Origin of the sequence: Pseudomonas sp. SMN5 (assembly GCF_052041925.1) — a bacterium.
GTDB lineage: Bacteria > Pseudomonadota > Gammaproteobacteria > Pseudomonadales > Pseudomonadaceae > Aquipseudomonas.
The window spans coordinates 39,780-49,648 of sequence record NZ_JBKGGX010000035.1; the positions used below are offsets into that span (position 1 = coordinate 39,780).

General features: G+C 57.3%; 20 protein-coding genes. 5 read left to right on the forward strand and 15 right to left on the reverse strand.

From position 1 onward, the window contains the following. Positions 1-74: 74 nt before the first annotated feature. The 13 genes from ACLEJR_RS24875 to ACLEJR_RS24935 form a co-directional block, all read right to left on the reverse strand. The gene (locus tag ACLEJR_RS24875) at positions 75-533 is read right to left on the reverse strand and encodes a hypothetical protein (protein ID WP_440817225.1); all 459 of its coding nucleotides are present in this window, start codon (positions 531-533) and stop codon (positions 75-77) included. Further along, positions 530-1,231 carry a hypothetical protein gene (locus ACLEJR_RS24880; protein ID WP_440817226.1) on the reverse strand — a complete coding sequence of 234 codons (702 nt, stop codon included), beginning with the start codon at positions 1,229-1,231 and terminating at the stop codon, positions 530-532. Before ACLEJR_RS24880 ends, ACLEJR_RS24875 begins: the two co-directional genes overlap by 4 nt. A gap of 6 nt (positions 1,232-1,237) precedes the next feature. Further along, the gene (locus ACLEJR_RS24885; protein WP_440817228.1) at positions 1,238-1,861 is read right to left on the reverse strand and encodes a YqaJ viral recombinase family protein; all 624 of its coding nucleotides are present in this window, start codon (positions 1,859-1,861) and stop codon (positions 1,238-1,240) included. Then, positions 1,842-2,363 (reverse strand): hypothetical protein, encoded by a 522-nt coding sequence (locus tag ACLEJR_RS24890; RefSeq protein WP_440817231.1) that lies wholly within the window; start codon positions 2,361-2,363, stop codon positions 1,842-1,844. Before ACLEJR_RS24890 ends, ACLEJR_RS24885 begins: the two co-directional genes overlap by 20 nt. 43 nt (positions 2,364-2,406) lie before the next feature. Beyond that, a complete protein-coding gene (locus ACLEJR_RS24895; RefSeq protein ID WP_440817233.1) occupies positions 2,407-2,664 on the reverse strand; it encodes a DUF551 domain-containing protein in 258 nt (85 codons plus the stop codon). A gap of 153 nt (positions 2,665-2,817) precedes the next feature. Continuing rightward, a complete protein-coding gene (locus ACLEJR_RS24900) occupies positions 2,818-3,318 on the reverse strand; it encodes a hypothetical protein (protein ID WP_440817235.1) in 501 nt (166 codons plus the stop codon). Further along, a complete protein-coding gene (locus ACLEJR_RS24905) occupies positions 3,308-3,508 on the reverse strand; it encodes a hypothetical protein (protein WP_440817238.1) in 201 nt (66 codons plus the stop codon). Before ACLEJR_RS24905 ends, ACLEJR_RS24900 begins: the two co-directional genes overlap by 11 nt. Beyond that, positions 3,505-3,696: a hypothetical protein gene (locus ACLEJR_RS24910; RefSeq protein WP_440817241.1), complete on the reverse strand. Its 192-nt coding sequence runs from the start codon at positions 3,694-3,696 to the stop codon at positions 3,505-3,507. The genes ACLEJR_RS24905 and ACLEJR_RS24910 overlap by 4 nt, the downstream gene beginning before the upstream one ends. Before the next feature lie 2 nt (positions 3,697-3,698). Further along, complete coding sequence (locus tag ACLEJR_RS24915; RefSeq protein WP_440817243.1) at positions 3,699-4,127, reverse strand: hypothetical protein; 429 nt, start codon at positions 4,125-4,127, stop codon at positions 3,699-3,701. Between the two features lie 20 nt (positions 4,128-4,147). After that, positions 4,148-4,330, reverse strand: a complete 183-nt coding sequence (locus ACLEJR_RS24920; RefSeq protein WP_440817246.1) for a hypothetical protein — start codon at positions 4,328-4,330, stop codon at positions 4,148-4,150. 23 nt (positions 4,331-4,353) lie between these two features. Next, positions 4,354-4,641, reverse strand: a complete 288-nt coding sequence (locus tag ACLEJR_RS24925) for a hypothetical protein (protein WP_440817248.1) — start codon at positions 4,639-4,641, stop codon at positions 4,354-4,356. Between the two features lie 480 nt (positions 4,642-5,121). After that, the gene (locus ACLEJR_RS24930; protein ID WP_440817250.1) at positions 5,122-5,418 is read right to left on the reverse strand and encodes a hypothetical protein; all 297 of its coding nucleotides are present in this window, start codon (positions 5,416-5,418) and stop codon (positions 5,122-5,124) included. A gap of 443 nt (positions 5,419-5,861) precedes the next feature. Beyond that, positions 5,862-6,227, reverse strand: a complete 366-nt coding sequence (locus ACLEJR_RS24935; protein WP_440817251.1) for a hypothetical protein — start codon at positions 6,225-6,227, stop codon at positions 5,862-5,864. A 140-nt stretch (positions 6,228-6,367) separates the two neighbouring features. On the opposite strand from ACLEJR_RS24935, the gene ACLEJR_RS24940 reads away from it, so the two are divergent. After that, complete coding sequence (locus ACLEJR_RS24940; RefSeq protein WP_440817253.1) at positions 6,368-6,589, forward strand: hypothetical protein; 222 nt, start codon at positions 6,368-6,370, stop codon at positions 6,587-6,589. Positions 6,590-6,646: 57 nt separating this feature from the next. Here ACLEJR_RS24940 and ACLEJR_RS24945 read toward each other — a convergent pair whose 3' ends face one another. Both ACLEJR_RS24945 and ACLEJR_RS24950 read right to left on the reverse strand, forming a co-directional pair. Continuing rightward, positions 6,647-7,378: a hypothetical protein gene (locus tag ACLEJR_RS24945; protein WP_440817256.1), complete on the reverse strand. Its 732-nt coding sequence runs from the start codon at positions 7,376-7,378 to the stop codon at positions 6,647-6,649. A gap of 327 nt (positions 7,379-7,705) precedes the next feature. Continuing rightward, positions 7,706-8,410: a S24 family peptidase gene (locus ACLEJR_RS24950; RefSeq protein WP_440817258.1), complete on the reverse strand. Its 705-nt coding sequence runs from the start codon at positions 8,408-8,410 to the stop codon at positions 7,706-7,708. 93 nt (positions 8,411-8,503) lie between these two features. On the opposite strand from ACLEJR_RS24950, the gene ACLEJR_RS24955 reads away from it, so the two are divergent. The 4 genes from ACLEJR_RS24955 to ACLEJR_RS24970 all read left to right on the forward strand — a co-directional run. After that, positions 8,504-8,713 carry a hypothetical protein gene (locus ACLEJR_RS24955; RefSeq protein ID WP_440817260.1) on the forward strand — a complete coding sequence of 70 codons (210 nt, stop codon included), beginning with the start codon at positions 8,504-8,506 and terminating at the stop codon, positions 8,711-8,713. Positions 8,714-8,745: 32 nt separating this feature from the next. Next, positions 8,746-8,940 carry a hypothetical protein gene (locus tag ACLEJR_RS24960; protein WP_150052257.1) on the forward strand — a complete coding sequence of 65 codons (195 nt, stop codon included), beginning with the start codon at positions 8,746-8,748 and terminating at the stop codon, positions 8,938-8,940. An 18-nt stretch (positions 8,941-8,958) separates the two neighbouring features. Next, a complete protein-coding gene (locus tag ACLEJR_RS24965; RefSeq protein ID WP_440817262.1) occupies positions 8,959-9,201 on the forward strand; it encodes a hypothetical protein in 243 nt (80 codons plus the stop codon). An 86-nt stretch (positions 9,202-9,287) separates the two neighbouring features. Then, a partial coding sequence (locus ACLEJR_RS24970) for a BRO-N domain-containing protein (RefSeq protein WP_440817264.1) occupies positions 9,288-9,869 on the forward strand: 582 nt, incomplete at its 3' end.

Below are 9,869 nucleotides of genomic sequence, written 5' to 3' on the forward strand. Positions count from 1 at the left end.
GCCTACCTCTTCAATTCCACTGGCCGGCAGTGCCAGCCATGTCTGTCGTTTGCGTTGTTGGGTGCGGAAGCGACTCACGCTGCTTTCACCTGATTCCAGGCGCCGGCGGCGGCAAAGACTTTCGCGGCCTGGGCTTCGTCCAGCGATATCGAACTGGGGATGGCAATCCAGCCATGGGCCACCAGGTGCCGAGGGTTGCAGCTGTCGCGCACCTCGGTGTAGCAGTGCTCGATCGCCTCGGTGAGCTGGCTGGCGAGGTACATCCCATTCGGCGCGATCTCCATGGACTTCAGGTACTCGCTTCCGTCCTGGCGCACGCACAGGCCGCTGATGTAGATCGTCCAGTTGTGGGCGACATCGAAGATTGCATCACACACCTGCCGGCTGCGGATGACTCGGCAGGTCTTCCAGTTGAACATCCACTGCCGGCCGCTGGGATCGATGTTGACGACGCAGACGTGATTGGTGCTCAGCAGGGCCCGGCAGGACCGCTCGATCCTGGCCTTGAGGTTATGGGCTTTGCGCTTACTCATGCCGCCTCCGGCGCTTCCCCATGAAGGGGATAGCTGATCTCGTACTCGGCGATGAGCCTGAGCAAGACCTTGGGGTTGATTTCCAGCCTCCTGGCGCAGGCCGCCCGGGAGCAGCCAATATCGCGGATGGCCTTGATGCGCACGACCAACGCCCGATCCCTTGCCAGGGCAGAAGGGCAGCGGAACCGTAGACCGTTCTCGCTCGCGATCCGCTTCAGCACGGCACGGGTGATGTCCAGCTCGGCGCACATCTGCTCCTGGGTCAGCCCCTCAAGGATCATCGCCTTGATGCGCGGTGCCAGGGTCTGGCCTTCTTTAGCCGTTATCCGGCTGAACCTCACGCCAAAGGCATCGGCGATGCGCCGGGCAGTGCGGGCGCTGATGCCCAGGCCCTTGGCCGCCGCACAGATGCCCTTGTGGTGGTAGGCCTTCATCTTCTCTGCGATGTCCGCCTGGTACGCCTTCTTCTTGGCTTCCTTCGCGGCGCGGATCGCGAAGTTGCGCTGAGCCGGTGACTTCTCACTGGCTGCCGACGGCGCGATCTTCTCGCTGTTGAACGGGGTTGGGTTGAACAGGCTGCGGCTGATCGGAACCACTTCAATGACCCGGCCCTTGGCCAGGTATCCATCCATGGCCTGGGCAAGCCATGTGCGGTCGGTGTCTTTCTGCTGGATGCTGCTGAGTTCAAGGCTTATCACGATTCGCTACCTCGGGATGCTCGACAATGTGGACTGGACCAGCTCAAGGAACTTGGCGCGGCGCTCGGCGAGCTTCTTGAGCTCTTCCTTGAAGTCGTCACGCGTCGATCGGTAGACGATCAACTGGCTGGCCTCGGGGAATTCAGAACAGAAGCTGACAAAGTCCACCCAATCTCGGCCCGTGCAATCAAGGTGGCTGACCAGTTGCCAGCGATACGCGGGGTCGAATGAGCCCCTCTTCAACGTGGCGTAGTGAACCGCTGCCGTTACGCACTTGATTTCAATGACGCCGTCGGTACCGATCAGGCCGTCCGGGGAGTCGCCATGGCCGCCACAGTCGAAGAACCCCCCGTTGGTGACGGTCACAAACTCGGCGTCCTCGTAGTACATCCTGGCGATGGGCTCCTGCTCATGTCCGCGCTCGGTGTGGTCGCTGGAGAAGCTGAACTCAGCCTTGCGGCCGGTGGCGATCTCCAGCGCGACCTGTAGGGCATATTTCTTGGCAGGCTCTCCGAAGGCTGCATCACCGTTTGCCATGTAGCACCCAGCGTTGGATCCGGTTGCCTTGCCAATACGAAGCTGCACCCATGCCTCGGTGTTCTGCTCGACGTCATGCCACTGCCGATTCATCGCCGCACTCCTGGATCAGTTGCTGCTGGTGTTCTTCTGTCATGGAGTACCGGGCGAGAACTGCATCCAGGTTGCCGTCGCGCTTGTACGCAGCCTTGGCGTTTGCCCAGGGCCTAACGACTTCCGGAGTCAGCCACGCAACCGTCGGCGCCTTGGGGCTGATGCGCAGGCCTTCCATCACCTCGCGGCCAAACTTCACATTCGAATCCACGTAGATGGTGACCTTTACGCCCTGCCAGTCTTCGATGAATGGCGAGTTGGTCAGAGCCTTCAAGGTCTTGCTGTTGGTTACGTTCAGGATCATCGGCTTGAGCTTTTCGCCTGGGCGGATCTCGCGCTCAACGAAGTAGGCCGTGTTGAACATGTCCTTGGTCTTCTTCGTCTTGTCCTGCTCCAGCCTCACATGAGCAATGGTGAAGGTCATGTAGCCGACGATGTCGGCACTGCTCAAATAGGGGCTGTTGAAGGCCTTCTTGAAGTGGGTTTTCGATTCGTTGGACACGACTGTTCTCCGCGCCTCCGGAGAGGGGCGCTGTGAAGGGGGATTATTCGGCAGGTGGAGCGGGGAGCGGCTGCCAGTGGGTGACGCCGTTGCCCAAGTACATCTTCGTGTAGAGCTGATTGCCCTCATCATCGAGACCGGCGGTGACATCCCCGAAGTAGTCTTGGATATGAACCATGTCCATTCCGCCTTTTGGCCATGCGTGGCGCCCAGCGTGCGGCGATGTCCCGTCGGCATAGGCCAGGACGGAGTCATCTTTGAGATTTGGCAGCCTATCGCTGCACTTGATCCAGTTGTCCACGGGGAATCCTTGCCGCGACGTGCGCAGCGCTTGAAGGTGTGAGTTAGGAGGTGATGCGATCGGCGTAGGCGCTTGCAAGCATCCAGGCCGTGCAGAGAAGAAGGACGATTGCTGATCCGCGCCATGTGTAGAGCCTGCGCAGTTGCTGGCGGGTCATGGCGCCACCTGCTTGCGGTAGCCGGCCTTGAGGATAGCGTTTACCTGGTCGGCGATTGTGCCTTCCTCGTTGAGGATCTGGTAGAGATCTTCCGCCGCGATCTGCTCGGGCGTGCGGATGGGGCGGAACTTGCCAGCTCGATAGGCGCTGTAGTTGTTCTTGTAATTTATGACCGCGAAGCCTTCATCGTGGGCGATGACGCGGCATTCTTTCCAAATCGGGTTGCCGGCAGCGTAGGCTTCGAACTCACACACCGTCCCAACAGGCGGCAGGCCTTCGCCGTTCCAGGGTGAAGGCCGAAGGGTTTCGTAGAGGAACTGATACCGACGGGGATTGTGGCGCGCATCCCCAACACCGCCGCCGTAAGGGAACGGCTTTGGCTGATCAAGCCGTTGATACTGCTCTTTGCCAACCCACACTTCACTGATCGCGCCGCCGAACGCATAAAGCGCATGTGCGACAGCCCATTCAGGCGCCTTGCTCCAATCAATGTTCATTTCGAACCCTCACGGCAATGCGGCCGCCTTTCATGGTGACCGACAGCGGCGCCTTCAGATCGCGCACCAGGTCTTCACGCTTGCGCCCGATGACCTCATTGAACGGAAGGCCGAAGCCTAGGATGGCGATGCGACGCTCGACCTCGGCGATCTGCTCATCGATCAGCGACTTATGGATTGGCGTGGTCATGACAACTCCTTGCGCCCGGCAACGATCTTGTTGAGGCGCTTGCAGTAGTGGGCGAATTCTTCGACGTCGATGCGTCCATCGGCCAGCATTTCGGTGAGGGTCTTCTGGATCATCACCGACCAACTGACCGGGGTTTCTGGATGCTCAAGGGTTTCCAGCTCCTCGCCGATGAGGACGTGCGGGCTCATGGTCACAGCTCGTTGTCCTCTGCTTGGGCGATCAGGGCGTCATCAGCCAAGGGCTCAATAAGGGCCTGTGCGATTTCTCCGAGCTTGCCGAGTGGGTGGTCGCTGGGGCCCAGCAGCTCGGCGGCGGCAGCCTTGTCGTATCGCCCGCTCATGGCCGCGATCACCAAGTAACCAAGGGATGCGGTGACGATTTCGCAATCCTCAAGCCTGCCGTTGACGTACTCATCGACAGCCATGGCGAATTGGTGCGAGGTAACTGTTTTGGCGGGATGCTCTCGCCCTTGAAAGGCTACATTTGCACCGAACTGAACAAGCTGCTCGACCGCGTTGTAGATCCATTCCGCCCGGGCAATCTCCTGTGGGCTCTCGCTCACAGGCGGAGGCAACTGAGCGTCGAAACGCTCCTGGCTGAGTTTCAAAGCTGCGTTCATGGTTGCCTCCAGGTGGCGGGTCAGTCGTGGTAGCTGATCACGCTATCTATGGATAGAAGTTCGATATCTGCACTTTCAATCTCATCAAGTGATTCAACGAACTCATCGACATTGCCGTGTCGGTCCAGCGTGACAATTGCCAGCTCAGTTACAATTCGGCTTACCCGGGCCCTCACTCGGCGCGGATTTGAGGTATCGCTCATGACGAACTCCAGTACTGGGTTGTTTATGTAGACCGGGTGGCGAGCATGGCGTCGGCATAGCCCCAGGCGCGCCCTGAAACGTTCTCCCGCTGCGGGAAGTCGCTATCACTCGCCAGAGCACCTTCAATCAGTGCTTGCATGGCCTTGGCCGCGAAGTAATCGCGAATGGTCAAGCCGAAGACGGTGCCGTGCCCGCCATACTCACTGGCCGCGACTGGGAAGGCCGGATTGCCGCCCTCCTCAAGAGCGGCGTTGTGTCGTTGCTCGGCGCCTTCGATCTGGCGATCCATTTGAGCTGCCATGTATTCCATTTCGGATTCCTCAGTGGTTGGTTCACCTGTACTCGCTCAAAACTCATGCCTCCCGCTGGTTGCCGATGGGCGGGGGGGAGAGTGTTGACGGGTACAGGCGGGGAAGGGGGGTTGCCGGTTACGTCTCCGGCGCGGACTTTCACCGCCGTGTTGATTTCTCCCGGCCGCGAACTCGCAACCCAGTGGAGATTGATGCAGGTGGGCGGTTATAGGCCGCAGTTTCGTCCGCATCGGGGTGTGATCTGTCCGGACCGCAAATCCCGGTTGACACCAACAGGTGTGCCTCCCTGCCACGCCTTCGCAATCGCTTGCCGCCGGGCGTGGACAAACTTTCTTCCCGAGGTCGTTACCCCTCGCATATTGGCTGTGTACATGCGCGGTTAGCCTACATGTTCGCCAGATCACACTCCGATGCGGCCTGGTGCTGGGGAGGACCAGGTGCTCGGGCAGTTAACGACAGGCTGTCGTGGCGCTGGTTGTTCACTCGTTGTTGAGCCACTTCAAAACCGTTTCCTCGCCGATAGCACTGAGGAAATCGTTCGGATCTACGTTGCTACTGGTCAGCCATTCGGATATCTCGGCCTCGTCCATGGTTTCCAGCAGCTTGCCCGCGCCAATGTGGTTCACGATCTCGTGCGGTTCCAGATCATGCAGGCGGTCGTCGATGTCCAGCGCCTCGGCTATATCGCTGCGTTTGCTGTCAACCGTAACCCGCACTTGGCTGTTCCGACCGACGCTTTCAACGCTGACGCTATCTGCGTCGAATGTGATGCTCATGCTGTGTTCCTCCAGTTGATTTCCAATGCCGCCTCATAGAAGCGGCATCAGTAAATCTGTGGGTGTTTCATCTCCACCACGCGGATCGCCGGAGTCCTCTCGCTGCCCGCTGCCGCTTCTGGCGTCACATCGGGTGGCTTGCGTGGTTTCGCGTACTCACATGTGGGAGCACGGCCAGTTCCAGAGCTGGCATGGCATCGACTATTTGTTGCTCGCCCTTACCAGATGAAACTCGGGGTAGTCGATAGCGAGGATCTTGAGCTGTTAAAGAGCGGCGGGTCTGTTGAGGCCCTGGCGCCTTGTTGCTTGGCGTTGAGGTGAATTTAGAAAACTTAACAAGATTGGTCAAGCCTTATTTTTAGAAAACTTAACAAAATTTGAGTTTGCTTTTGCCCAGGCGCAAAAAAGCCCGCTCTGTGGCGGGCTCTGGAGGTGGTCTGGGTCTATTTTGCTTTCTTTCTTTTCTCAGCATTTCGCATGCATGCAGAGAAAAAATCGTTTTGGAATTCGACTACGGCCTTTTCCTGATTCTCTTCCACCGCGAACCTAGGTTTTTCGTACGCGCTGCGGATGAGCATTTTGTACATTTCCTTTATGTACTCGTTTTCGGATTCTTCGGCGATCTCCCAAAGCCGGGACATTGGAACGTCTGACTGCCTTGATTCCATTACCGTTTTCGCCGATTGCTCCATGCGCTTGCATTCTGCCAAATCCTCTTTGGATGACTGGGCGCGGGCCTGCTGCACACTCAGTGCGAGCACCATGGCGGCACCAATCCAAAATTTGAAGCCAGACATCTTAGTAATCATTAAACCGCTCCTTGGAATTCAATCCGCTAAATTAACACTCGTGGCGCGGAGCCACCATCCGCAGCGCCGTCAGTCGCGAAGGCTGAACGCCTGGCCCGATCTGATCTCTACCGATTCACAAGCTACCGAGGCAAGACACCATGAGCGATGATCGTAGAGAGCAGGCCCTAGCCGCTTGGCACAAGCTGCTGGACGAGCCGGAAATCCGGATGGACGTCGAAGAGCAGTATGATGAGCTGCTAAAGATGGCTGACGACTTCAAGGTGCAGGGAATCATAGATAGGCACGACTGGCGGGATCTGGTCGAGGAAGCGGGAGCTTTCTATGCGCATGCCATCGAGGGGGTAGGTGAGGGCACATAGCGGAGGTGCAGAAACAAGAAGCCCGGCGCTGGGCCGGGCTTCTCGGTCCAGCTGAACTTAACCGAAGATCGAGGCCATGGCCGCGTCAAGGCGTGCGTTCTCTTCATCGGTAGGTTCAGCAAACATCGAGTCGCAGGGAGCTTGGATTTCTACCGATCCTTCGGCGATTTTCTTCAGCCACTCAGCAACACGCGGGTCACTTGCCGCCGCTTGATCAAGCGGTACGGATGAGCTGTTAATTCCTGGTGTGTACATAACCATCCCCTTGTCTAGAAAAGCCTCGGTAAGCTTATCTGCGTTACGGTTGTTCTGTTGATTACCAACGCGGGTATCAAGTTCCAAAAAGGATACGGTACCGCCGCTGTAGTAATCTCGCGCCTTCGCGCTATCGATTGCTCGCTTTCCACACTTGTTTGTTAGCCAGCATACGGCCGCGTGGTGCGCACCGGTGCCAGCGAAGCTGACGACCGGCTTGGCTTTGTTAGGAAGCGAAATATCTTGGCCGTATGCCTCAACAAACGTCCCGCAACCCATTTTCGCAACCAGTAGCGAAATTCCTTTAGCCGAGGGTCGAGCTAACGGAATGCCAGCCTGGGAGGCGCGAATGTAATCCTTCCATTGCTGTATCACGCTTGCATTTCCGGCGAAAACGAATGCGTGATCCTTGGAAACTTCAATTTTGTCAAAGCCTGTGTCATCTACATAGATGACCCCAAAATCAGTCAGAATTGACCATCTTGAATCGCTCGTTACGAGTAGTTTCGCCTGGTCATAGACATTTGTGGTCATCCAGCAATCCTTTTTCTGGCTTCGATGGGGTCGCGAGAATATCAACGACGCCATCGCATTGCTATCACTTTGACAGCCATTCGTCCAAAAAAGTCACCAAGTCACGAAATTATTTTCCAAATGCTAATTTCACTATCGACCACCTGATGCTGGGACTTTAGACCACTGATGAAACATCGCAACGCTTTTCACATGAAGATTGTGTTGCGCTGTGGGTCGGCGAAACGATTCTAATAGAGGCGGGGAAGACGTGCATGTACATATGCATAGGAGTTTGGCTATAGACTTTGTAGGAAAAGGCTTACATGTAAATGGTGCGCTCATGCCTCATCGAGAATACATCGCCCACCAGAACACGTGCCCCAGGATCGATATCTGTTGTTCTTGGATCTGCTGGAACGTGTAGTCCTCATCCGGGTGCTCGTCCCGGTTGAAGCTGCGCAGCCTGATCCCCGTGGGTAGGCGGTAAACCTGCTTCACACGGAGCTGACCGTTATGGTTGATGGCGTACATGTCACCGTCGACGATATCGCTCAGGGTGTTCTTGCCAATGTTCACGCCCACTGTAGCGCCGTCACGCAGCACGGGAAGCATGCTGTTCCCGCCCACCTTCACGCATTTGGCGTTACTGAACTGGACGCCGTTATGGCGTAGGTCCTTCTTAAAAAAGCGCAGCCTGGCGCTGTCACTTTCCTCAATTACGAACCGGCCGGAGCCGGCGGCCAGCTCAACCTCTTGAAGGAAGGGGACGTAGACCTCGTCGTCCTCCAGTGGCGTGTTTTCATCCCAAGGCTCGATCGGAGAAAGGGCATTCGCCCTTCCATCACAGGGCGACCCCACACCATCCGATAGCCAATCAGGCGAGCACTCGAGTGCTTTTGCCAGCGCGAGCAGGTTCTTGCCCTTCGCGCCGTTGGTTCCGGACAGCCAAAAAGAGACGGTCGTCCGCGAGACGCCTGTCCGTTCACTGATATCGGTAGCGCGGAGGCCCAAAGCCTCCATGCGCGCCTTGACTCGTTCGCTGAAATTCATGGTTAAGGATTCTAAACATTGAGCGGTTTAGATAACTTGCTTTCGTCTGTTAATATTTCTAAACTCCCCCATAGAAAAATGGAGAAACCTTAAATGACCTATGACCAAGCCCTGCAATTCTTCGGCTCGCCCGGCGCGATCGGTGAAGCCCTGCGCGTCACCCGTAGCCGAGTCTCGCAGTGCCGATCTGCTGGCGGCTTCTCCTACCCGATGCAATGCGTGTTGGAGAAGGAGTCCGCCGGGCAGCTTACCGCGAGCCGTCACGACGACCCCGCCAACTCGACCAAGCAAACCGCTGCATAACCACTTTCCATTCACCAAGGAGCAAGACCCCTATGGCCTACGACGACAGCCGTCACTTGAAAGACCGGGAGATCAAGTCCCGCTACGACGATGAAACCTACGAGGCCTTAAAAGCCGTGGCCCGCCTGCACAAGTTGCAGCTCGCAGTGTTCGTGCGCATGTGCGTCGAGGAGAAGCTGGAAAGCATCGTCGAGAGCGATGTTACCGATGAACGCCACATGGCCTGAAGGCCTACAGGAGGCCCTGTGCCTGAAACCACGATCTGCCATGGGATCGATGGAAGGCTTTACGAAAAGCTTGAACGACTGGCGAAAGCAGCAGGCATGACGCCTGACGAATACGCCGCAAAGCTTGGAGCGGAGCGTTTCTTCGAGAAGACCAGGCCAAAGGGTTCCGGAAAACTTCGGAATCTGCCGGTGACACGGCGTGACCCGCCGAAGGACTCAATAGGCCCGGAAAAGGGAGGCCCTGATGAAGCCCTTGAATAGAAAACCCAAACCGCAGGCACAAAAAAGCCGGGGTGCGATCCCGGCTCTTTCAACTGCATACAACAAAAGCATCTGTGAGGCCGATTATGCATACCTCTAACACCGATGTACAGGCCCTCAAAAAGCCCGCGACACATTTTCACGAGTCGGAAAACGTGTCGCGCAGTTCCTCCGTTATTCCGTTCGACTTCGATGGCGCCGCGATTCGCGTCATCACCGATAAGCTTGGCGAACCATGGTTTATTGCCCGTGACGTCGCTGATGCCCTTGGCTACTCCAAGCCGGAGAACGCGGTGGCCCGTCACTGCAAGGCCGCGACCACTACCCCGAAACAGGGTGGTGGTTTCATGACCATCATTCCAGAGCGCGACCTTTACCGTCTGGTGATGAAATCGAAGCTGCCCGCCGCCGAAAAGTTTGAGGAGTGGGTAGTAGGCCAGGTCCTGCCGGCCGTTCGAAAAACCGGCACGTTCTCAACCCAAGGCCCGAACAATTCCAAGATCGTCGGAGAGCTCGCCATCTTGGAATGCTTCGACCGCCTGCTGAAGCCGGCGCCATCCAGCAAGATGATGATGTTGGCCCAGATCGCCACCAACAACGGCCTGGATGCCAAGTTCCTGCCAGGATACGCCGTCGACGCCGCGCCTGACGCCGCCGGCGGCTCCTCG